Source organism: Streptomyces sp. LZ34 (assembly GCF_053890475.1).
Window position 1 is genome coordinate 3,850,187 of sequence record NZ_CM132680.1, and the last position, 22,917, is coordinate 3,873,103.

The 22,917-nt window shown below is 74.2% G+C and carries 16 protein-coding genes and 1 riboswitch; of the genes, 6 read left to right on the plus strand and 10 right to left on the minus strand.

Features of this window, described 5'->3' with window-relative positions; all coding sequences use genetic code 11:
• Positions 1-55: 55 nt before the first annotated feature.
• Positions 56-3,223: a GNAT family N-acetyltransferase gene (locus ACWY4P_RS15030; RefSeq protein WP_456211055.1), complete on the minus strand. Its 3,168-nt coding sequence runs from the start codon at positions 3,221-3,223 to the stop codon at positions 56-58.
• A gap of 210 nt (positions 3,224-3,433) precedes the next feature.
• Here ACWY4P_RS15030 and ACWY4P_RS15035 point away from each other — a divergent pair, with 210 nt between their 5' ends.
• Positions 3,434-3,715 carry an HPr family phosphocarrier protein gene (locus tag ACWY4P_RS15035; protein WP_456211056.1) on the plus strand — a complete coding sequence of 94 codons (282 nt, stop codon included), beginning with the start codon at positions 3,434-3,436 and terminating at the stop codon, positions 3,713-3,715.
• 216 nt (positions 3,716-3,931) lie between these two features.
• On the opposite strand, the gene ACWY4P_RS15040 is transcribed toward ACWY4P_RS15035, so the two are convergent.
• From ACWY4P_RS15040 to ACWY4P_RS15055, 4 genes are all read right to left on the minus strand, one after another.
• Entirely contained in the window at positions 3,932-4,672 is a 741-nt protein-coding gene (locus tag ACWY4P_RS15040; RefSeq protein ID WP_456212928.1) for a GntR family transcriptional regulator, read from the minus strand.
• A 240-nt stretch (positions 4,673-4,912) separates the two neighbouring features.
• Positions 4,913-5,737: a M23 family metallopeptidase gene (locus ACWY4P_RS15045; protein ID WP_456211057.1), complete on the minus strand. Its 825-nt coding sequence runs from the start codon at positions 5,735-5,737 to the stop codon at positions 4,913-4,915.
• Between the two features lie 13 nt (positions 5,738-5,750).
• Positions 5,751-5,948, minus strand: a riboswitch (cyclic di-AMP (ydaO/yuaA leader).
• A gap of 286 nt (positions 5,949-6,234) precedes the next feature.
• Positions 6,235-7,638 carry a M16 family metallopeptidase gene (locus ACWY4P_RS15050; RefSeq protein WP_456211058.1) on the minus strand — a complete coding sequence of 468 codons (1,404 nt, stop codon included), beginning with the start codon at positions 7,636-7,638 and terminating at the stop codon, positions 6,235-6,237.
• The gene (locus tag ACWY4P_RS15055; RefSeq protein ID WP_456211059.1) at positions 7,635-9,023 is read right to left on the minus strand and encodes a M16 family metallopeptidase; all 1,389 of its coding nucleotides are present in this window, start codon (positions 9,021-9,023) and stop codon (positions 7,635-7,637) included. The genes ACWY4P_RS15050 and ACWY4P_RS15055 overlap by 4 nt, the downstream gene beginning before the upstream one ends.
• Positions 9,024-9,236: 213 nt before the next feature.
• Between ACWY4P_RS15055 and ACWY4P_RS15060 the strand changes: the two genes are divergently transcribed.
• Positions 9,237-11,690 carry a DNA gyrase/topoisomerase IV subunit A gene (locus tag ACWY4P_RS15060; RefSeq protein WP_456211060.1) on the plus strand — a complete coding sequence of 818 codons (2,454 nt, stop codon included), beginning with the start codon at positions 9,237-9,239 and terminating at the stop codon, positions 11,688-11,690.
• Between the two features lie 149 nt (positions 11,691-11,839).
• Here ACWY4P_RS15060 and ACWY4P_RS15065 read toward each other — a convergent pair whose 3' ends face one another.
• The gene (locus tag ACWY4P_RS15065; RefSeq protein ID WP_456211061.1) at positions 11,840-12,718 is read right to left on the minus strand and encodes an alpha/beta fold hydrolase; all 879 of its coding nucleotides are present in this window, start codon (positions 12,716-12,718) and stop codon (positions 11,840-11,842) included.
• A gap of 147 nt (positions 12,719-12,865) precedes the next feature.
• Between ACWY4P_RS15065 and ACWY4P_RS15070 the strand changes: the two genes are divergently transcribed.
• The 4 genes from ACWY4P_RS15070 to ACWY4P_RS15085 all read left to right on the plus strand — a co-directional run bounded on the left by ACWY4P_RS15070 (position 12,866) and on the right by ACWY4P_RS15085 (position 18,434).
• Positions 12,866-14,848 carry a BTAD domain-containing putative transcriptional regulator gene (locus ACWY4P_RS15070; protein WP_456211062.1) on the plus strand — a complete coding sequence of 661 codons (1,983 nt, stop codon included), beginning with the start codon at positions 12,866-12,868 and terminating at the stop codon, positions 14,846-14,848.
• A gap of 126 nt (positions 14,849-14,974) precedes the next feature.
• Positions 14,975-15,952 (plus strand): sucrase ferredoxin, encoded by a 978-nt coding sequence (locus ACWY4P_RS15075; RefSeq protein WP_456211063.1) that lies wholly within the window; start codon positions 14,975-14,977, stop codon positions 15,950-15,952.
• A 78-nt stretch (positions 15,953-16,030) separates the two neighbouring features.
• The gene (locus tag ACWY4P_RS15080) at positions 16,031-17,701 is read left to right on the plus strand and encodes an ATP-binding protein (RefSeq protein WP_456211064.1); all 1,671 of its coding nucleotides are present in this window, start codon (positions 16,031-16,033) and stop codon (positions 17,699-17,701) included.
• A gap of 31 nt (positions 17,702-17,732) precedes the next feature.
• Complete coding sequence (locus tag ACWY4P_RS15085; protein WP_456212929.1) at positions 17,733-18,434, plus strand: response regulator; 702 nt, start codon at positions 17,733-17,735, stop codon at positions 18,432-18,434.
• Positions 18,435-18,531: 97 nt separating this feature from the next.
• On the opposite strand, the gene ACWY4P_RS15090 is transcribed toward ACWY4P_RS15085, so the two are convergent.
• The 4 genes from ACWY4P_RS15090 to ACWY4P_RS15105 all read right to left on the minus strand — a co-directional run bounded on the left by ACWY4P_RS15090 (position 18,532) and on the right by ACWY4P_RS15105 (position 22,737).
• Positions 18,532-20,139 carry a solute symporter family protein gene (locus tag ACWY4P_RS15090; protein WP_456211065.1) on the minus strand — a complete coding sequence of 536 codons (1,608 nt, stop codon included), beginning with the start codon at positions 20,137-20,139 and terminating at the stop codon, positions 18,532-18,534.
• A complete protein-coding gene (locus ACWY4P_RS15095) occupies positions 20,136-20,582 on the minus strand; it encodes a DUF485 domain-containing protein (protein WP_456212930.1) in 447 nt (148 codons plus the stop codon). The genes ACWY4P_RS15090 and ACWY4P_RS15095 overlap by 4 nt, the downstream gene beginning before the upstream one ends.
• Before the next feature lie 166 nt (positions 20,583-20,748).
• On the minus strand, positions 20,749-21,561 hold the full coding sequence (locus ACWY4P_RS15100; protein ID WP_456211066.1) for a response regulator: 813 nt from the start codon (positions 21,559-21,561) through the stop codon (positions 20,749-20,751).
• Positions 21,562-21,585: 24 nt separating this feature from the next.
• Positions 21,586-22,737 (minus strand): sensor histidine kinase, encoded by a 1,152-nt coding sequence (locus ACWY4P_RS15105; protein WP_456211067.1) that lies wholly within the window; start codon positions 22,735-22,737, stop codon positions 21,586-21,588.
• Positions 22,738-22,917: the final 180 nt, after the last annotated feature.

Genomic DNA, 22,917 nt, shown 5'->3' on the forward strand with positions numbered 1-22,917 from the left:
CCATCCTAAGGGGCCGCACCGACCCAGGCGCCCATGCCGGCCATGGCCGCGGACGTCAGTAGCTGGGCAGGTGACGGGGGCCGAGGTCGGTGCGCGGGGGCGGCGGGGCCAGCCGGACGGCCGCGCCGAGCACGGACAGGCCGCGCGAGGCGACGACGACCGGTTCGAGGTCGACGGCGACCACCTCGGGGTGGTCGTCCACCATGCGGGACACCCGCAGCAGGAGCTCTTCGAGCGCCGCGGTGTCGACGGGGCTGGAGCCGCGCCAGCCGAACAGGAGCGGCGCGGTCCGGATGGATCTGATCAGCTCGGCGGCGTCCCGGTCGGTGGCCGGGACGAGCCGGTGGGCGGTGTCGCCGAGCAGCTCGGAGGGGGCTCCGGCGAGCCCAAAGGAGAGCACCGCGCCGGCGGCGGGGTCGATGGCGGCCCGTACGACGGTGTCAACGCCGCGGGGGGCCATCCGCTGCACGACGAGCCGGAGCTCTTCGGCGGCCCCGAGGTAGCCGGTCAACTCGGCGTAGGCCCGGCGCAGTTCCGCCTCCCCGCCGAGGTCGAGCCGCACTCCGCCGAGGTCGGCGCGGTGGCGCAGGTGGGGGGCGGTGGTCTTGAGGGCGACGGGAAAGCCGAGCCTGGCCGCGGCCCGCACGGCGGCATCCGGATCGGGGGCGGGTAGCGCGGGCAGCACGCTGACGCCGTAGCGGGCGAGGAGACGCTGGGCGTCGGGGGCGGAGAGGGTGACGGCGTGCGGGGCCTGGGCGTCCGCCGACACGTCGGGCGGCGCGGCGGCGTCCGAGCGGGGGCCGCCGTCGGCCGGGGCGGTGTGCGACGGGGAAGCGTAGGGCGGGGCGTTCTCGGCTGGGGTGCCTTCGGTCGGGGCACCTTCGGCCGGGACACTCTCCGTCGGGACGCCTTCGGCCAGGGCACCCTCCGCCGGGACACCTTCAGCCGCGGCACCTTCAGCCGGGGCGCCCTCCGCCGGAGCGCCTTCAGCCAGGGCACCCTCCGCCGGGACACCTTCAGCCGCGGCACCCTCCGCCGGGACACCCTCCGCCGGGACACCCTCCGTCGGGACACCCTCCGTCGGGGCGAGCAGTACGTTGATGTCGGCCGCGGCCCCCGCCTCGTCGATGTCCTCGTACTCGGGGAGCTGCTGGATCTTGCCCGCCTCCTCGGCCTGCCGCCGCCACCCCGCGTACCCCACGGCCTCGGCCAGGGCCCGTACGGCACGCTCCGCGGCCGGGTAGGCGGGGATCCGCGGCGCCGGGAAGGGCGCCCCGTCAGCCCTGTCAGCCCTGTCAGCCCCGTCGCCCCCGTCTCCGTCTCCGGCTCCGGCCCCGCCCTCCGGCACGGCGGCGTCCCAGGGCGCGGCCAGGGCCTCGGCGAGCCCCGGGATCTCCAGGTGGACCACCGCCACCGGCTTGGCCGCACCGCGCGCCGCGGCCTCGGCGGCCGCGCCGCGCATCGCCCCGGCGAGGTCGGCCGCGTCGGCGTCGCCGACCCCGGGGATGGCGGTGACGACGACGGCGTCGCACGCGTCGTCGGCGAGGGCCGCGGCGAGGGCTCGCCGGAAGTCGCCGGGGGCGGCGGCCGTGGTCAGGTCGCGGGGCGGCAGCGGGCGCAGCCCGTCGGTGAGGCAGGCGTCGTAGGTGAGCAGCCCCAGGGAATCGGAGTTACCCAGGATGGCGATGCGCGCGCCGCCGGGGAGCGGCTGGGAGGCGAGCAGCAGCCCGGCGTCGACGAGCTCGGTGACCGTGTCGACCCGGATGACGCCCGCCTGCCGCAGCAGGGCGGAGACGGTGGCGTCCGGAATGCCCGGGGCGGGGACGGCGTGGCCGGTGGGGGCGCTGCCGCTGTGGCGGGCGCCCTTGACGACCACGACCGGCTTGACCGCGGCCGTGCGTTTGGCGAGCCGGGTGAACTTGCGGGGGTTGCCGATGGACTCGAGGTACATCAGGGCGACGTCGGTCTGCGGGTCGTCGTACCAGTACTGCAGGACGTCGTTGCCGGATACGTCCGCGCGGTTGCCCGCGGAGATGAAGGTGGAGACCCCGGCGGTCCCCGCGCCGCGCAGGGCCAGCCCGGACAGCAGCGCGATGCCTATCGCCCCGGACTGGGTGAACAGGCCCAGCCGTCCGGGGGCGGGCAGCCGCGGCGAGAGGGAGGCGTTCAGCCGCACGCCGTCGGCGGTGTTGATGACGCCGAAGGCGTTGGGGCCGATGATCCGCATGCCGTAGGTGCGCGCCTGGCGGACCAGCTCGCGCTGCCGGTCGCGGCCCTCCGGCCCGCTCTCCGCGTAGCCGGCGGAGACCACGACGAGGCCCTGGACGCCGCTGTCGCCGCAGTCCGCGACCACGGAGGGCACCTGCGCGGCGGGGACGGCGACGACGGCGAGGTCGACCGGGCCGTCGATCTCGCGGATCGAGCGGTGGGCCGGGACGCCCTCGGGGTCCAGCCGCTCCTGTCCCTCGGGAAAGGCGCGGTTGACGGCGTACGCGCGCCCGGTGAACCCGCCGTCGAGGAGGTTGCGCAGCACCGTGCGGCCGACGCCGCCCGGGGCGCGCCCGGTGCCGATGACGGCGACGGAGCCGGGGGCGAGCAGCCGCTGTACGGAGCGGGCCTCGGCGCGCTGCTCGCGGGCGCGCATCACAGCCAGGGAGCGGTCGGTGGGTTCGAGGTCGAACTCCAGGCGGACTACGCCGTCCTCGAAGCTGCGCTTCTGGGTGTAGCCCGCGTCCGTGAACACCTTGATCATCTTGGTGTTGGCGGGCAGCACCTCGGCCGCGAAGCGTCGGATCCCGCGCTCGCGGGCGACGGCGGCGATGTGTTCGAGGAGGGCGGAGGCCACCCCGCGGCCCTGGTGGGCGTCCTGGACGAGGAACGCGACCTCGGCCTCGTCGGCTGGCGCCGTCGAGGGCAGGCCCTGGCCGTCGATCCGGTCGTAGCGGACGGTGGCGATGAACTCGCCCCCGACCGTGGCGGCCAGGCCCACCCGGTCGACGTAGTCGTGGTGCGTGAAGCGGTGCACGTCGCGGTCGGAGAGCCGGGGGTAGGGCGCGAAGAAGCGGTAGTACTTGGACTCGTCCGAGACTCGTTCGTAGAAGCTGACCAGGCGCTGCGCGTCGTCGGCGGTGATGGGGCGGATCCGGGCGGTGCCGCCGTCGCGGAGCACCACGTCGGCCTCCCAGTGGGCCGGGTAGGCGTGGGTGTCGGACGGCAGCCGCATGCGGCCAAGCCTACGGCCCGGGCGGAAGGGGGTCCGAACGTCCGATTGGCGGACACCCTTGCGTGGGGAGTAGGTGTCGGGGGAAAGTCAATATCGGACCCGTACGGGCATGCCCGGGCTCACTCGGGCATCATTACGGGCAGACACAAACATGCGTCCCGTATGATATTGGTCTAGACAACAGCAACCCCGCACCCGAAGGGCAACACCATGGTTGAGCGCCGCGTCAACATCGGCTGGGCCGAGGGCCTGCACGCCCGCCCCGCGTCGATCTTCGTCCGGGCGGCCACCGCCGCCGGCGTCCCCATCACGATCGCCAAGGCGGACGGCACCCCGGTCAACGCCGCTTCCATGCTCGCGGTGCTGGGTCTGGGCGCCCAGGGCGGCGAGGAGGTCGTGCTCTCCTCCGCCGCCGACGACGCCGAGATCGCGCTCGACCGTCTGGCCAAGCTGGTCGCGGAGGGGCTCGAGGAGCTTCCGGAGACCGTCTGACTGACTCCGCCCGATATGCCTGAGACTCTGCTTCTCAGCGCATTCTCGGCGAATCAATTCGGCACATCCACACGGCGCGGCCGCGGTGACCCACTACAGGGGACCGCGGCCGCACTGTTTATCCACGCAATATGGGGACGCGAAATCCGCGGCCGCGGAAATCCACGGCCGCGATACACCGGCGGTAATTCTTAGAAGTTGTATACGGGGCCGCTGTTAATTCCGGACACCCGCCGTGTTTACGGAATGTTTCGAACTCCTCACGCGGGAGGGGCGGCGCAGCCGGTATTCCGACATCGAGCGCTCCGCGTGCGCCGCGGCGAGCGCCCGCGCGCGGTCCGCGTCGCCGCGCGCCACCGCGTCGACCAGCGCGCCGTGCTCGTCCCAGGACTCCACGGCCCGGAGCGAGAAGTCGGAGCGCAGGGCGCCGCCCGGGGCGGGCGTCGCCGGCCGACGGGCCGGCTCCACCGCATACACCCAGGCGATCTTGCGCCTCAGCTGCACCAGCAGCCCGGCCAGGCTCGGGCTGCCGGAGGCCTGGGCCAGCGTCTCGTGGAACCAGTCGCTGAGCGGCCGCAGCTCGCCCAGCTGCCCGCGCTGGGCCCGCTCCTGGCCGAGCCGGACCAGGCCGCGCAACACCTTCAGGTGTGCCTCGGTGCGCCGCTGGGCGGCCCGGGCGGCCCCCAGCGGCTCCAGCAGCGCGCGGATGTCCAGCAGGTCGGCCGCCTCCCGGTCGGACGGCTGCGCGACGCACGCGCCCGCGTGCCTGCGGGTGGTCACAAAGCCTTCCGACTCCAGGGTGCGCAGCGCCTCGCGCACGGGCACGCGCGAAACGCCGTAGCGCTGGGCGAGGAGTTCCTCGATCAGCCGGCTGCCGGGCGCGAAGGTGCCGGAGACGATATCGTCACGGATCGCCGTACACACCGCGTGCGCCGAAATCCGGCGACCGCCCCGCATCGCGGTCGTATCGCCGCTCACTTCCGGTCCCGCATTGTCGAACCTCCGCCTTAATCTCCGCGAAACGCAGCCGATTGACGCGTGTTCAGCGACTCTATTCTAAGCAGCTGGAATTTCCGATGGGCGGGGGGATTTCATGGATATTTTTTGGCCAGGCGGCCAGGCGACCAGGCGGCCGGGCGGGTACGCCGAAGGCCCCGGTCCGCGGGACCGGGGCCTTCGGGAAGCGCGGGGGCGTGATCAGATGTTCACGCCGTGCGAGCGCAGGTAGCTGACGGGGTCGATGTCCGAGCCGTAGTCCGGGCTGGTGCGGGCCTCGAAGTGCAGATGCGGTCCGGTGACGTTGCCCGTGGCGCCGGACAGGCCGATCTGCTGGCCGGGGGTGACCGTCTGGCCGACGGAGACCCCGATGGACGACAGGTGGCCGTATTGGGTGTACGTGCCGTCGTTCATCTTGATCACGATGTTGTTGCCGTACGCCCCGCCCCAGCCGGCCTCGACGACGGTGCCGGAGCCGACGGAGTGCACCGAGGTCCCGGACGCGGCGTGGAAGTCCACCCCGGTGTGGCTGCCGGAGGACCACAGGCCGCTGGACGCCTGGTAGCCGGTGGAGAGGTACGAGCCCGTGATCGGCGACACGAACGTGTTCAGCCGCTTGCGCTCCGCCTCGCGCGCCGCGCGATCCTTGGCCTCGCGCTCCTGCTTGGCCTTCTTCGCGGCCGCCTCGGCCTTTCGCTTCGCCTCGGCCGCCTGCCGCGCGGCCTCCTTGCGGGCCGCGGCCTCGGCCTGCGCCTTGGCGGCGGCCTCCTCGGCGGCGTTCTGCTGGGTCTGCGCCTGGGTCGCGACCTGGTCTGCGAGTTCGTCGCCCATGGCGACCGCCTGGCGCAGTCCGGTGTCCTCGAAGCCGCGCGCGTCGTCCGTCGCCGCGAGGGCCGGGGCGGCGAAGCCGGCGACCACACCGGAGGCGGCCAACGTGGCTATGCCCGCGATGTTGGCGCCGGAACGGGCGGTGCGGGGGGCCCGGGTGGGGCGGCGGTGCTTCCCGGTGGTACGGGTGAACGCCATGGTCCGGCGCACTCCTTTCCTTCCCTCTCGCCTACCGGGTTAGCTGACGGGTTCGGAGCAGGAAGGTCTCCTACGGGCCCCTCCCCCTCGCGGAGAAGGCGTCCGATTCACCCCTGGGGATCACCCTCCCGGCGCCGTGGGCGGCGACGGGCGAGGCTGGTTCCCCGGCTCCCCTGGCTTGCGCCGTACGGGGACTCGGCGATGGATGTCCGTGCCGCGGGTGCGGCGTGTCTCGGGCGGACAACCGGACTGACGCTAAGCGCGACCGCATTCGATCACCAAACGGTTCCGCTTTTTTGTTGGTTTCCCCACAGACACGACCGGCCAGACGGGCAACCTCTGCCATAAAGCGGGCGAAACGACCAGCAAAAGAAGGACCCCGGCGCCTGTAACGGCGCCAGGGTCCTTGTCGCAGCGGCCTGTTGGGCCCTCACCGGGGCCGCTCGCGCGGCCGACCGGGCAGGTCAGCCCGTCACTCTGTCGGCCTGTCAGCTTGGCTAGCCCTGGATGACGCGCACCTCGCCGACGCCGAGCGCCCTGACCGGCTCCTCGATCTGTGAGGCGTCACCGACGAGCACCGTGACCAGCCGGTCAGGCGGGAAGGCGCTCACCACCGCCGCGGTCGCCTCCACCGTGCCGGTCTCCGCGAGGCGCGCGTACAGCTGCGCCTGGAAGTCGTCCGGAAGGTGCTGCTCGACCTGGTCGGCGAGCGTGCCCGCGACGGCGGCCGCCGTCTCGTACTTCAGCGGGGCCACCCCGACGAGGTTCTGCACGGCGACATCGCGCTCGGCGTCCGTGAGGCCCTCTTCCTTCAGCGTGCCCAGCACCTTCCACAGGTCCTCCAGGGCGGGGCCGGTGACCTCGGTGGCCACCGAGCCGCTGATGGCCAGCATCGCGGCGCCCGTGGCCCCTCCGGAGGGATCCGGGGCCGCCGAGCGGAGCACCTGGCCGAAGGCGCGCACGCCGTAGGTGTAGCCCTTCTCCTCGCGCAGCACGCGGTCGAGCCGGGAGGTGAGGGTGCCGCCCAGGCAGTAGGTGCCCAGCACCTGGGCGGGCCAGACCCGGTCGTGGCGGTCGGCGCCGATCCGGCCGATGAGCAGTTGGGTCTGCACCGCGCCCGGCCGGTCGACGATGATCACGCGGCCGGTGTCGTCGGCGGTGATCGGCGGCATGGAGCGGGGCTCGGCGACGCCGCCCGTCCAGGCGCCGAGGGACTCGGCCAGCGCCTTGTCGAGGTCGACGCCGGCCAGGTCGCCCACGACCACGGCGGTCGCCGTGGAGGGGCGGACATGCGCCTCGTAGAAGGCCCGCACGGCCGCGGCGTCGATGCCCTCGACGGTCTCCTGGGTGCCCTGGCGCGGCCGGGACATCCGGGACTCGGCCGGGAACAGCTCCTTGGACAGCGCCATCGAGGCGCGCCGGGCCGGGTTGGCCAGCTCGTGCGGGATCTCGTCCAGGCGGTTGCGCACCAGCCGCTCGACCTCGCCTTCGGGGAAGGCGGGCGCGCGCAGCGCGTCGGCCAGCAGGCCGAGCGCCTTGGGCAGCCGGGAGACGGGGACCTCCAGGGACACCCGGACGGCGGGGTGGTCGGCGTGCGCGTCCAGGGTGGCGCCGCAGCGCTCCAGCTCGGCGGCGAACTCCTCGGCGGTGTGCTTGTCGGTGCCCTCGGACAGGGCGCGGGCCATGATCGTGGCGATGCCGTCGAGCCCGGCCGGCTCGGCGTCCAGCGGGGCGGCGAGGTTGATCTCCACGGCGACGACCTGCTGGCCGGGGCGGTGGCAGCGCAGCACGGTCAGCCCGTTGGGCAGCTCGGCGCGCTCGGGGGCCGGGAAGGCCCACGGCCTGGCGGCACCCGCCTGCGGCTGCGGGTGGAAGGTCATGGTGGTGACGGCGTCGCTCACTGGGCCGACTCCCCTTCTGCGTCGTTGTCGTCGGCTGCTGCGTCGTTGTCGGTGTCGACCCCGGCGTCGGCCTGCTCGGCGCCCTGGACCGGCTCGTAGACCAGCACCGCGCGGTTGTCGGGGCGCAGCCTGGCCTGGGCCACGGTCCGCACCTCTTCGGCCGTCACCTGGAGGACGCGCTCCACGGCGGTCAGCGCCAACTGCGGGTCGCCGAACAGCACGGCGAACCGGCACAGCTCGTCGGCGCGGCCGCCGACCGTGGCCAGCCGGTCCAGCCACTCGCGCTCCAACTGGGCCTGGGCGCGCTCCATCTCCTCCGGGGTCGGCCCCTCCTCGGCGAACCGGGCCAGCTCCTCGTCGACGGCGGCCTCGATGTCGGGGACCTCCACGCCGCCGGAGGTCTTCACGTCCAGCCAGCCGAGCGAGGGGGCGCCCGACAGCCGCAGCAGGCCGAAGCCCGCGGCCACCGCCGTACGGTCCCGGCGCACCAGGCGGTTGTGCAGGCGGGAGGACTCCCCGCCGCCCAGGACGGTCAGCGCCAGGTCGGCGGCGTCGGCCTCGCGGGTGCCGTCGTGGGGCAGCCGGTAGGCGGCCATCAGGGCGCGGGCCGGGACCTCCTCCTCGACGACCTCGCGCAGCTGTCCGCCGATCACGTCCGGCAGGGTGCCGTCGCGGGGCGGGCGCTTGCCGTCGTGGGAGGGGATGGTGCCGAAGTACTTCTCGACCCAGGCCAGGGTCTGCTCGGGGTCGATGTCGCCCACGACCGCCAGCACGGCGTTGTTCGGCGCGTAGTACGTGCGGAAGAACTCGCGGGCGTCCTCCAGGGAGGCCGCGTCCAGGTCGGCCATCGAGCCGATCGGGGTGTGGTGGTACGGGTGGCCCTCGGGGTAGGCCATGCCGACCAGGCGCTCAAAGGCCGTGCCATACGGCACGTTGTCGTAGCGCTGGCGGCGCTCGTTCTTGACGACGTCGCGCTGGTTCTCCAGGCTCTCCTCGTCAAGCGCGGTCAGCAGCGACCCCATACGGTCCGCCTCGAGCCACAGCGCCAGCTCCACCTGGTGGGTCGGCATCGTCTCGAAGTAGTTGGTCCGCTCGAAGCTGGTCGTCCCGTTCAGCGAGCCGCCGGCGCCCTGCACCAGCTCGAAGTGGCCGTTCCCCTGGACCTGCGCCGAGCCCTGGAACATCAAGTGCTCGAATAGGTGAGCCAGGCCCGTACGCCCCTTGACTTCGTGGCGCGAGCCGACGTCGTACCACAGGCAGACCGCCGCGACCGGGGTCAGGTGGTCTTCGGAGAGCACCACCCGCAGGCCGTTGGCCAGCCGGTGCTCGGTCGCTGTCAGGCCGCCGGAGCCGGCTTGTTCCGTGGCCGTGTGACCCATGGGCATGTACGTCCCTTCGATCGCGGGATGGAGCGCGTGCGAGCCGCTTGAAGTGCGGTCCTGTCACTGTATGCAAGCGCACGGACATCTGGCGAAGTTCCCGCCGGGGAATCTCTCGCGCAGCGCGTTGTCCATAGCCCGTTCCACACTTGTCGGTGGTCCGGTCCACAATGGTCGGCGTCAGATCCCGCCTCGGCAGTTGAAGGAGCCGCAAGCGCGATGGCCCGCCGCAGCACAAAGACCCCTCCGCCGGATGATTTCGAGGAGCGCATCCTCGACATCGACGTCGTCGACGAGATGCAGGGCTCCTTCCTCGAGTACGCGTACTCGGTCATCTACTCGCGCGCTCTGCCCGACGCCCGGGACGGCCTCAAGCCGGTGCACCGGCGCATCCTCTACCAGATGAACGAGATGGGCCTGCGGCCCGAGCGCGGCTTCGTGAAGTGCGCCCGCGTCGTCGGCGAGGTCATGGGCAAGCTGCATCCGCACGGCGACGCGTCGATCTACGACGCGCTGGTGCGCATGGCCCAGCCCTTCTCGATGCGCGTCCCCCTGGTCGACGGCCACGGCAACTTCGGCTCCCTGGGGAACGACGACCCGCCCGCGGCGATGCGCTACACCGAGTGCCGCATGGCCTCGGCGACCTCGCTGATGACCGAGTCGATCGACGAGGACACCGTCGACTTCGCCCCGAACTACGACGGCAGCGAGCAGGAGCCGCTGGCGCTGCCCGCCGCCTATCCCAACCTGCTGGTCAACGGCGCCTCCGGGATCGCGGTCGGCATGGCGACCAACATGCCCCCGCACAACCTGGGCGAGGTGATCGCCGCCGCCCGCCATCTGATCCGGCACCCGGGCGCGGACCTGGACACCCTGATGCGGTTCGTGCCGGGCCCGGACCTGCCGACCGGCGGCCGGATCGTGGGCCTGGGCGGCGTCAGGGACGCGTACGAGAAGGGGCGCGGCACTTTCAAGATCCGCGCCACGGTCTCGGTGGAGGACGTGACGGCGCGCCGCAAGGGCCTGGTCGTCACCGAACTGCCCTTCGCGGTCGGCCCCGAGAAGGTCATCTCGAAGATCAAGGACCTGGTCGGCGCGAAGAAGCTGCTGGGCATCTCGGACGTCAAGGACCTCACCGACCGCGAGCACGGCCTGCGCCTGGTCGTCGAGATCAAGAACGGCTTCAACCCGGAGGCCGTGCTTGAACAGCTCTACAAGCTGACGCCGATGGAGGAGTCCTTCGGCATCAACAATGTCGCGCTGGTGGACGGCCAGCCGCTGACGCTGGGGCTCAAGGAGCTGCTGGAGGTCTACCTCGACCACCGCTTCAATGTGGTCCGGCGGCGCAGTGAGTTCCGGCGCACCAAGCGGCGGGACCGGCTCCACCTGGTCGAGGGTCTGCTGGTCGCCCTGCTCGACATCGACGAGGTCATCCGCATCATCCGCTCCAGCGAGAACGCGGCGGAGGCGAAGCAGTCCCTGATCGCCCGCTTCGAGCTCTCCGATGTCCAGACGCAGTACATCCTGGACACCCCGCTGCGCCGGCTGACCAAGTTCGACCGGATCGAGCTGGAGTCGGAGCGCGACCGCCTCAAGGCGGAGATCGAGGAGCTGACCCGGATCCTGGAGTCGGACGCCGAGCTGCGCAAGCTGGTGTCGGCGGAACTGGCCCAGGTGGCCAAGAAGTTCGGCACGCAGCGGCGCACGGTGCTACAGGAGTCGGCGGACGCCCCGGTGACCGCGGTGCCGCTGGAGGTCGCGGACGACCCGTGCCGGGTGCTGCTGTCCTCCACCGGCCTGCTGGCCCGCACGGCCAACGGCGAGCCGTTCCCGGGCGAGGGGCAGGCCAGGCGCGCCAAGCACGATGTGATCGTCTCGGCGGTCCCGGCCACGGCCCGCGGGGACCTGGGGGCGGTGACCTCGACCGGGCGGCTGCTGCGGCTCGCCGTGGTCGATCTGCCGATACTCCCGGAGACGGCCGGGACGCCGAACCTGGCGGGCGGGGCGCCGATCGCGGAGTTCCTGTCGCTGGAGGAGGGCGAGGAACTGGTCTGCCTCACCACACTCGACGAGTCCTCACCGGGGCTCGCGATCGGCACGGAGCAGGGCGTCGTCAAGCGCGTGGTCCCCGACTATCCCGCCAACAAGGACGAGTTGGAGGTCATCGGCCTCAAGGAGGGCGACCGCATCGTCGGCGCTGTGGAGCTGCGCACGGGCGAAGAGGACCTGGTCTTCATCACCGACGACGCGCAACTGCTGCGCTATCCGGCGAGCCAGGTGCGGCCGCAGGGCCGCGCGGCGGGTGGCATGGCCGGCATCAAGCTGGCCTCGGGCGCGAAGGTGATCTCGTTCACAGCCATCGACCCGGCGGCCGACGCGGTGGTGTTCACGGTCGCCGGCGCGCACGGCACCCTCGACGACTCGGTACAGCAGTCGGCCAAGCTCACTCCGTTCGACCAGTACCCGCGCAAGGGCCGGGCCACCGGCGGGGTGCGCTGCCAGCGGTTCCTGAAGGGCGAGGACTGCCTGGTCCTGGCCTGGGCGGGTGCGACACCGACCCGCGCGGCCACCGCGACCGGCACCCCGGCGCCGCTGCCGGAGATCGACCCGCGCCGCGACGGCTCGGGGGTGCCGCTGGCCAAGGCGGTGGCGGTGGTGACCGGGCCGGTGTAGCGGGCCCGGCCCCGGTGTGGCGGCCGAGCGGCCGGGCCGTACGTACGACGACAGCCCGGCCGCTTCGGCCGTCCGGGGGCGCCTTGGGCCGTCCGGGGCGCTTTCGGGCGTTCGGGCGCCCTCGGGTCCCTACGGGTGCCGCCGGCCCCTCAGCGGGCCAGCAGGTCCCGCAGGGCCTTGGCGATGTCGGCGGGGGCCTCCTCGGCCATGAAGTGGCCGCCGGTGACGGTGGTGTGCCGCAGATCGTCCGCCCAGGCGCGCCACAGCGCGGCGGCGTCGTAGCCGAGGGCGGCGTCCCAGTCCTGCTGGAGCACGGTGACCGGCATCCGCAGCCGGCGGCCGGCGGCGCGGTCGGCCCGGTCGTGGTCGGTGTCGATGCCGGCGGAGGCGCGGTAGTCGGCGACGATCGAGGGCACCGCCTCGCGGCAGGCGTCCAGGTACGCGGCGCGGACATCGGCCGGGACGGCCTGCGGGTCGCCCGTCCACAGGTCGAGGAAGTGGCCGAAGAAGAGGTCCGGGGCGGCGGCGATCATCCGCTCGGGCAGTCCGGGCGGCTGAGCCATCAGGTAGAGGTGGAAGCCCACGGCGGCGGCGGTGCCGTGCAGCGCCTCCCACATGTCCAGGGTCGGGAGCACATCGAGGCAGGCCAGGTGGGTGACGGCCGCCGGGTGGTCGAGGGCGGCGCGGAAGGCGACCAGGGCGCCGCGGTCGTGCCCGGCCAGCGCGAACCGCTCGTGCCCCAGCGCGCGGGCCAGGGCGACGACGTCGGCGGCCATGGTGCGCTTGGCGTAGGCGGTGCCGTCGGGGTCGGCGGGCTTGTCGCTGGCGCCGTAGCCGCGCAGATCGGGGCAGATCACGGTGTGGTCGGCCGCGAGGTCGGCGGCGACGTGCCGCCACATCAGATGGGTCTGCGGAAAGCCGTGCAGCAGCACGATCGGGGTGCCCGAGCCGCCGATGGCCGCGTGGAGGGACACGCCGTCGGCGACGGGGACACGGTGGTGGGCGAAGCCGGCGATGACAGGCGGCATGGTTCCGCCCCTTTCAGGGTGAGGAGTTTTTTCGGGCCCGAGATGTTCAGGCGTCGTCAGCGTGCCGGGCGCGGATGAGCACCGGATGAGCACCGGATGAGCGCGTTACCGTGACCGGGGGCGCTGCCCCGGAAAGGGTGGTCCGGCGTGCGGTTCCTGTTCGGCGTGCTGGGTCCGGTGGCGGCCTGGGACGGGGCCGGGGGCCCGATCTCCTTGAAGGGGCCACGACACCGCGCGGTGCTGGCCCGGCTGATCGTGGCCCGCCGCCGTGTGGTCCCGGTCCGCCGCCTGGCCGAGGATCTGTGGACGGAGCCGCCCGCCGACGCGGTGGGCGCGATCCGCACCTTCGTGGCCGCGCTGCGGCGCACCCTGGAACCGGAGCGCCCGCCCCGCGCCCCGGCCCGCCTGCTGGTCACCGAGGGGCCGGGGTACGCGCTGCGGGCCGAGCCGGGCGCGGTGGACGCCTGGAGCTTCGAGCGGGCGGTGACCGCCGCCACGGCCCTCCCGCCCGAGGACGCGCTCGCGCGGCTGACGGAAGCGCTGGAGTGGTGGCGCGGGCCCGCTTACGCGGAGTTCGCCGACGAGCCATGGGCCCGCGCGGAGCGCTCGCGCCTCGCGGAGCTGCGGCTGCACGCCGTCGAGCGGCAGGCCGAGGCCCGGCTCGCGCTGGGCCTGGCCGCCGAGGCGGCGGCGGACCTGGACGCGCATGTGGCCGAGTACCCCTGGCGCGAGGACGCCTGGCGGCTGCTGGCGCTGGCGCTGTACCGCGCCGGCCGCCAGGGCGACGCGCTGGCGGTCCTGCGCCGGGCGCGCACGCTCCTGGCCGAGCAGCTGGGGGTGGATCCGGGCCCGCGTTTGCGCGGCCTGGAGGCGGACATCCTCGGCCACGCCGCCCACCTCGACCCCGGCCCGGCGGCCGGGGCGGCCGGCCGGGTGTGGGCGCGTACGGCGGCCGCCTACGACCGCACCGTGCCCTCCGGCGCCCGGGCACGTCTCGAGTCGACGGTGGGCCTGCTGCGCAGTCTCGCGGTGACCGGCGGCAGCGGCCTCCGGACGGCCCGCAGCCACCGCGTGGCGGCCATCACGGCGGCCGAGGAGCTCGGCGACGCGGAGCTGACCGCCCGGGTGATCGGCGCGTACGACGTCCCGGCCATCTGGACGCGGCTCGACGACCCGGAGCAGGCCGTGCGGGTCGTCACGGCGGCCGAGCGCGCGCTGGCCGCCCTGCCGCCCGCCGGGCACGAGGCGGCCCGGGCCCGGCTGCTGGCCACGATCGCCCTGGAGTCGCGCGGCACCCGCGCGGCGCGCGGCCCGCAGGCCGCCCGGCAGGCGGAGGAGATCGCCCGCCGCCTGGACGATCCCGCGCTGCTGGCATTCGCCCTCAACGCCACGTTCATGCAGACCTTCCACCGCGCCGGTCTGGCGCCGCGCCGGGACGCGATCGGCGCCGAGCTGATCGCCCTGTCCGCCCGGCACGGCCTGACCACCTTCGAGGTCCTCGGCCACCTCATACGGCTCCAGGCCCGCGGCGCCCTGGCGGACTTCGCCGGAGCCGACCGCCACGCGAGCGCCGCGGACCGCCTGGCCGAGCGCCACGAGCTGCCGCTGGTCGGCGTCTTCACCCAGTGGTACGCCGCGCTACGGCTCGCCGCGACCGGCCCGGCGGCGGCACACGAGCCCGCCGCGGCGGCCTACCGGCAGGCCGCCGCGCGGCTGGACGGGGCCGGCATGCCCGGGCTGGAGGCCGGTCTGCTGCCGCTCGCGCTGCTGTGCCTGCGCACGCGGCACGCGCTGCCCGCCCAGGCCGACGAGCACGGCGGCTGGGGGCCGTACGAGCCCTGGGCCCGCCCCCTGGTGCTGCTGGCCCGAGACCGCCGCGACGAGGCCGCGGCGGCGCTGCGCGAGACCCCGGACCCGCCCCGCGACCTGCTGTTCGAGGCCCTGTGGTGCCTGACCGCCCGGGCGGCCGTCGCGACCGGCGACCGGGAGACGATGGAGCGCGCCCACCGCGAGCTCACCCCCGCGGCGGCGGAGCTGGCCGGGGCGGGCAGCGGGCTGCTCACCCTGGGGCCGGTCTCGACGTACCTGAGCGGACTCGCCACGGCGCTGCGCGACACCGGCCGACGCTGACGCCGAGGCGTCCCGGGCCACGGCCGACCCGGCGGAACCCGGCCGCGCCCGGCAGAAACCGGCCTCTCGCCTCCAAAGGCGCGCCTTCGGAAGCCCAAGGTCACAAGAGAGGTTAGGCTTACCTTCGTGAGCACGTGCGCGACCGCCTCCCGCGACCTGTCCGAACCGCTCGCCGGGACGGCGACCGCCGCCACCACCTGGCTTCTGCTCGAACAGCCCGGCCCCTGGGGTGCCGAGGCCCTGACCGCCAGCCATCTGGCGCCGGCCGTCGGCCGCGCGCTGGAGCGCGCCGCCAAGGACACCGGCGTCCGCGTCGCGCTGATCCGGCGCCCTGGCCGGCACGCCGACTGCCACACCCACCCACGGCAGCGCGTCTTCGTCGCGCACACCCGCCCGGGCCGCTCCTGGATCCGTACGACCACGCTCACCGAGCCCGAGCGGCTGCTCGCCCTCGACTTCGCCGCGCTGGGCGCGGGCGACCTGAGCGGTCTGCGCCCCGCCGCCGCGGGCCCCGACCAGGGGTGGGAGAAGTACACGGGCGCCCCCCTGGTGCTCGTGTGCACCAACGGCAAGCGCGACCGCTGCTGCGCCCTCCTCGGCCGGCCGCTGGCCGCCGAGCTCACCGCCTCCGGGGCGCACGGCACCTGGGAGGTCACCCACATCGGCGGCCACCGCTTCGCGCCGACGCTCATGGTGCTGCCGCACGGGTACGCCTACGGACGGGCCACCGCGCAGTCCGTGCGGGACGTCCTGGACGCGCTGCGGGAGGGCAGGGTCGTCACCGAGGGCTGCCGCGGCCGGTCCACCTGGGAGCGGCCCGGCCAGGCCGCCGAGCTGGCGGTCCGCGAGCTGAGCGGCGAGGCGGGAGCCGACGCGCTGACCGTGCTGCGGACCGAGGGTGCCGCCCCCGCCTGGAACGTCACCGTCGGGCACACCGACGGACAGCGGTGGCGGGTCGGTGTCGTCCAGGTCGCCGCCGCGCCGCCACGTCCGGAGAGCTGCGGATCCGCTCTGGGCTCCCCGGCCCGTATGGACGTCATCGGCGTGCGGGCGGTGCGCGCCGGGCGACCGGCACCGGCCGTCGCCGCCGCCGTGACCGCCTGACGCCTCCCTGCACCTGGACCGGCACCACCGGGGTCCTGGCGCCGCGCCGAGGACCCGGGCTTGGTTACCCTCCTTGCCATGAGCGCCGCGATACCCCGGGGGCCGCGTGCCGAGGCCCCAAGGTGGCGCATCGGCTGGCCCCGACGTGTCTTCTCCCAAGTGCTGCTGATGCAGCTGACCATCGCCACGGGCGTCATCGTGCTCGCGACCGGCCTCTTTCTCGCCCGGCTCGGCTCCCAGCTGGACGACCAGGCCATGCGCCGTGCCCTCGCCATCGCCCAGACCACGGCCTCCGCCCCGGAGCTCTCCGACGCGCTCGAGCGCACCCGTCCCACCCCCGGCGGCCCGGTCCAGGCCCAGGCGGAGCGGATCCGCCGGGCGACCGGCGCCGAGTATGTCGTGATCATGGATCGGCGGGGTGTGCGCTGGTCCCACACCTCATCCGAGGAGATCGGCCGGCACGTCTCCACCGACCCCAGCGACGCCCTCGCCGGCCGGGAGGTCATGGAGATCGACAACGGCACGCTCGGCCGCTCGGCCCGCGGCAAGGTCCCGCTGCGCGACGAGGACGGCCGCATCGTCGGCGCCGTCTCGGTCGGCATCTCGTACCAGAGCGTGCGCGACCGGCTCATCGGCGCGGTACCGGGGCTGGTCGCGTACGCGGGCGGCGCGCTCGCGGTGGGCGCGCTGGCGGCGTACGTGGTCGCCCGCAGGCTCCGGCGCCGCACCCACGACCTGGCCTTCTCCGATATCTCCGCGCTGCTCGCCGAGCGCGAGGCCATGCTGCACGGCATCCGCGAGGGGGTCCTCGCCCTGGACGCGCGCGGCCGCATCCGGCTGGTCAACGACGAGGCGCAGCGGCTCCTGGACCTGCGCGCCGAGGACACCGGGCGGCCGCTGGACGAGGTGCTGCCGCCGGGCCGCACCACCGACGTGCTCGCCGGGCGGGTCACCGGGTCCGACCTGCTGACCGTCAGCGGCGGCCGGGTGCTGGTCGCCAACCGGATGCCGACGGACGACGGCGGGGCCGTGGCCACCCTGCGCGACCGCACCGAGCTGGAGCGGCTGGGCCGCGAGCTGGACGGCACCCAGGGGCTGATCGACGCGCTGCGCGCCCAGGACCATGAGCACGCCAACCACCTGCACACCCTCCTCGGACTGCTGGAGCTCGAGCTGTACGAGGAGGCGGTGGAGTTCGTCACCGAGGTGGTCGGGGTGCACCGGGCCACCGCCGAGCAGGTCACCGAGCGCGTCCACGACCCGCTGCTGGCCGCCCTGCTGGTCGGCAAGGCCACGGTCGCCGCGGAGCGCGGCGTCTCGCTGCGCATCGCCCGGGGGACGCTGCTGCCGAACCGGCTGGTGGACCCGCCGGGCCTGGTGACGATCGTCGGCAACCTCATCGACAACGCGCTGGACGCGGCGGCCGGAACGGCCGACCCGCTGATCGAGGTGGAGCTGTCGGTCGACCACACCACGGTGGTGCTGCGGGTCTCCGACAGCGGGCCCGGTATCCCGGCCGACCGGCGCGACGTCGTCTTCGCCGAGGGCTGGTCGACCAAGGAGCCGCCCGCGCACCGCAAGCGCGGCATCGGCCTGGCGCTGGTGCGCCGCCTCGCCGAGCGGCAGGGCGGCAGCGTGCGGGTGTCCGACCGGGACGGCGGTGGCGCGGAGTTCACGGTGGTGCTGCCCGAGGCGCTGGCCGAGGAGCCGAGCGGGACCCGGCTGAGCACGGCAGGAGAGCCGCGATGAGGGAGGCACGGAGGTGACAGGGGTGACAGACATGAACGGCGCGGGCGGCGCGGGCGGCGCGATTGATGTGCTGGTCGTGGACGACGACGTGCGCGTGGCCCGGGTCAACGCGGCGTACGTGGAGAAGGTGCCCGGCTTCCGCGTCGTGGGGCAGGCGCACACGGCCGCCGAGGCACTGGCCTTCCTGGACCGCGCCGAGGTCGACCTGGTGCTGCTCGACCACTACCTGCCGGACGAGACGGGCCTCGCGCTGGTGCGGCGGCTGCGCGAGCGCGGCCACCACACCGACATCATCATGGTGACCGCCGCCCGCGACATCGCGACCGTGCAGGCGGCGATGCGCCACGGCGCGCTGCAGTACCTGGTCAAGCCCTTCACCTTCGCCGGGCTGCGCGCCAAGCTGCAAGGCTACGCGGCGCTGCGGCGCGCCCTGGAGGGCGGCGGCGAGGCCGGACAGGACCAGGTCGACCGGATCTTCGGCGCCCTGGGCGGCGCCTCGGCCGGCCCGGCGGAGCTGCCCAAGGGCCACTCCGCGCTCACGGCCGACCTGGTGCGGGAGGTGCTGCGGGGCGCCGAGGGCCCGCTGTCGGCGCAGGAGGTCGCCGAGCGGTCCTCGCTCAGCCGTCAGACCGCCCAGCGCTATCTCAAGCTCCTGGAGCGCACGGGCCGGGTCCGGCTCAGCCTGAAATACGGCGAGACGGGGCGTCCGGAGCACCGCTACGTATGGGTGTGAGGCACGTGCGCACGGACGTGGGGGTCCGCGTACGGGCCCGAGCGCAGCCGTACGGTCCTCGGCCGGGGGTCGCTCGCCGGGGGCGGCAGCAGCCCCGTCAGGCCGCTCCCGCCCCCGTGAGAGCCCGCACCTCCATCTCGGCGTGCTTGGCGGCCTGCCCGGTGGCGTCCGCGCCCCGGGGTGAGGTGACCGTGCCGAGCCAGCCGGCGAGGAAGCCGAGGGGGACGGAGACCAGGCCCGGGTTGTCCAGCGGGAAGACATGGAAGTCCACCCCCGGGAAGATCGCCTCCGGGCCGCCGGACACCACCGGGGAGAGCACCACCAGCACGACTGCCGGGAGCAGCCCGCCGTAGACGGCCCACACCGCGCCGCGCGTGGTGAACCGCCGCCAGAAGAGCGAGTACAGCAGCACCGGGAGGTTCGCCGAGGCGGCGACCGCGAACGCGAGCCCGACCAGGAAGGCCACGTTGAGGTCCTGGGCGAGCAGCCCAAGGCCGATGGCGGCCGCCCCGATCCCGACGGCCGCCATCCGCGCGACCGCGACCTCGCTGCGCGGCGTACGCTCCGCGCGGCGGCTCAGCGAGGCGTACAGGTCATGGGCGACCGAGGCGGAGGAGGCCAGGGTGATCCCGGCGACCACGGCGAGGATGGTGGCGAACGCGACGGCGGCGACCGTGGCGAACAGCACCGTGCCGCCGGTCGACCCGGCGCCCCCGCCGAGGTCCAGCGCGAGCAGCGGCACGGCGGTGTTCCCGGCCGGGTTGGCGGTCCGTACGGTGTCGCTGCCCAGCACGGCGGCGGCGCCGAAGCCGAGCACGATGGTCATCAGGTAGAAGCTGCCGATCAGCCCGATGGACCAGATGACCGAGCGGCGGGCGGCCCGGGCGGTGGGCACGGTGTAGAAGCGCGAGAGGATGTGCGGCAGCCCGGCGGTGCCGAGGACGAGGGCGAGCCCGAGGCTGATGAAGTCCAGCCGCGCGGTCCAGCCGCCGCCGTACTTCAGCCCCGGGGCGAGAAAGTCCCGGCCGTGTCCGCTGTGCCGCGCGGCCGCGCTGAGCAGCGTGTCCACGTCGCCGTGGAAGCGGACCAGGACGAGGGCGGTGAGCGTGGCCGCCCCGGCCATCAGCAGCACCGCCTTGACGATCTGGATCCACGTCGTGGCACGCATACCGCCGAGCGCCACGAAGATCACCATCAGGGTGCCCACGCCGATGACCGTCCAGGCGCGGGCGCGCGGGCCGGTCTCACCGATCAGCAGGGCGATCAGGCTGCCCGCCCCGACCATCTGGGCGACGAGGTAGAGCACGCACACGGTGACGGAGGAGACGCCCGCGGCGATCCGGACCGGAGGCTCGCCCATCCGGGCGGCGAGCACGTCGGCGAGGGTGAACCGGCCGCAGTTGCGGACCAGTTCGGCGACTAAGAGCAGCACGACCAGCCAGGCGACGAAGAAGCCGACGCAGTACAGCACGCCGTCGTAGCCGAAGAGCGCGATGAGGCCGGAGATGCCGAGGAAGGAGGCGGCCGACATGTAGTCGCCCGCGATGGCGAAGCCGTTCTCCATGGGCGAGAACAGCCGCCCGCCCGCGTAGAACTCCTCCGGGGAGCCGTGCCGCCGGCGGCCCGCCCAGGTGGTGATGGCGAGGGTGGCGGCGACGAACACGCCGAAGAGCAGCAGCGCCAGGCCCTGCTGATTGCCCGTCACCGGCCGTGCCCCCGCATCATCTCCTGCGTCACCCAGCGGAGCTCCAGCGCGACCCGGTCCCGGCGCAGCCGGGCATGGCGGGCATACGCCCAGGTCAGCAGGAAGGTGGTGGCGAACTGGGCGAGCCCGGCGAGCATCGCGACATTGAGCGCGCCGACGACAGGGCGGGCCATCAGACCGGGCGCGGTGGTCGCCGCGACGACGTACGCGAGGTACCACAGGAGGAAGACGGCGGCCGCGGGGAAGACGAAGCGGCGGTAGCGTCTGCGCACTTCCTGGAAGGCGGCGCTGCCGTGCACCTCGGTGTAGACGTCCGCCGCGGCGGGCGGGCGCGCGCGCCGGGGTCCGCCGCCGGTCTCGTCCTCGCCCCAGCCGGAGGCGACCGTGTCGTACCAGGGATCGCCCAGCCCGACCGCCCCGGCGTCGCGCGCGTTGTGCTGCATGTCCACCCGAACACTCCTTGCTTCACTGCCGCATTGGCCGCGTGCCAAGGATGGACGGAGCGGGAGGCCCCGGACCCCTCAATACCGGACGTTCACCCCATCAGGTGACTCAGGTGACGAACATCCCGGAACCGGGACCGGATTACGAGCCGGATCACGCGCCGGATCACGCGCCGGTTTCGGGGCTGAGACCGGGCCCCGGGCCGGAGGCCGGGGTGGCGGGGCCGGGCGGCCGGGCGATCCCGCTCCGGTAGGCGTAGCGCACGGCCTGGGCGCGGTCGCGCACCCCCGCCTTGGCGAAGAGGTTGTTGATGTGGGTCTTCACGGTCGCCGGGCCGATGTGCAGCCGACGGGCGATCTCCGCGTTGGACAGCCCCTCGGCGACCAGCGCCAGGACCTCCGCCTCGCGGGGCGTGAGCCCGTCGGGCAGCGGGCCCCGCACGGCCCCGGCCTTCACGGCCGTCCCGGCGGCGGCGCCCGCCTCGCCCTCGCCCACCGCGCCCCCGGTGCCGGCAGTGCCGGCGGTGTCGGCAACCAGCCGCTCCAGCAGCCTGCGCTGCACCTTCGGCGACAGCCCGGCCTGCCCGGACATCACGTCCTCGATGGCGCGGGTGATCTCCTCCGCGTCGGCGTCCTTGGTCACATAGCCGCGGGCGCCCGCCTTCAGGGCCGGGAAGAGCCACTCGTCGTCGGCGTAGGTGGTCACCACCACGACCTGGGTCGCGGGGTGCTCGGCGCGGATGCGCCGGGTCGCCTCGACGCCGTCGCAGCGGGGCATCCGCAGATCCATCAGCACCACGTCCGGGGAGACCTCGGCGACCAGCCGCAGCGCCTCCTCGCCGTCGCCCGCCGAGCCGACGACGTCGATGCCGGGCAGCAGCCCCAGCAGCAGCACGATGCCCTCGCGCACCATGATCTGGTCATCGACGACCAGCACACGCACCATCCGTGGGCCGGCGGCCCCGCGCCCTTCGCTCATTCCCCGTATCCCCTCACACCGACGTCACGCCGGGACCCGCAGCCGCACCAGGAAGCCCCCCTCGGCGGGGCCTGCCTCCAGCGTGCCGCCGAGCAGTTCGGCGCGCTCCCGCATCCCCCGCAGACCGTATCCGGCCCCGGTCGCCACCGGGCCGCCGGAGGGCGTCTCTCGGGCCCCGCCGTCCCGTATCTCGAGGAGCACCTCCTCCGCCCGGTAGACGAACCGCATCTCCACCCGGGCGCCCGGCGCGTGCTTGCGGACGTTGGTCAGCGCCTCCTGCGCGACCCTCCGGACCGCGAGCCCCGCCTCGGCGGCCAGCTCTCGCGGCTCGCCCTCCGTCTCGAACCGGGCGCTCTCGGTCGCGGCGGACTCCCGCAGGAAGTCCTCGGCCGGTGCCATCTCGCCGCGCAGCGCGTACAGCGCCTGGCGGGTCTCGGCCAGGCCGTGGCGCGCCATCCTGCGGGCCGCCACCACCCGCTCCAGCACCGTGGCCCGGTCCTCCCCACGCTCGACCAGCAGCCTGGCCGCCTCCAGGTGCACCAACTGGGCGGAGAGGCTGTGCGCCAGCACGTCGTGGATCTCCCGGGCGATCCGGGCCCGCTCGGCGAGCGCCGCGCTCTGCGCCTCGGCGCGGCGCGCCGCCCGCTCCTGCTCCAGCAGTCGGTAGCCGGTGCCGCGCGCCTCCTCGTCCAGCCGCAGCGTATAGCCGACCAGCAGGAAGCCGACTCCGGTGGCCAGGCCGGCCGCCAGGCCGTGGTCGCCGAAAAGCGCGAACGAGCCGGAGGCCACGATTCCGGCGGGCAGACCGGCCATCAGCGGCAGCCGCTCCATCGAGACGATCACACCGACGATCCACACCGCGGCCGCCGGGTTGTCGGCTCCCACGACCCAGAGTGCCGCCCCCGCCCCGAGCAGCAGGGCGAGCAGGGCGAGGGCGGGGCCCAGCCGGTGGTCGACGGTGACGCGGCGGAACGCGTACACCGTGGCCCCGCATCCGGCGACGGCGGCGAGCAGGACAATCCGCGCCCACCTCGGGAAGGCATCGTCACGGAGCACGTCCCAGAGCAGCAGGCTCGCCCCGAAGATCCACATACCCGTGTTGATCATCAGCCGGACGGGGGGCACGCCCTGGCGCGTGAGCGCCTGCCGCGACGGCCACTGGGTCCATCGGTTCATCGGCCCTCCCTGGGTCCGGCCTGAGCCCGGCCTGGCCCGGATCCGGCCCGGATCCGTTTCGCTCACGACGCCGTCGCTCAGACGCTACGGAACGACCTCTGCCGCGCGGATCGGCCCTGGGGCGGGCCCGGGGTGGAAAGTGCCTCTCCACCCTGGGGTGGAGAGGCACTTGGGTGCTGC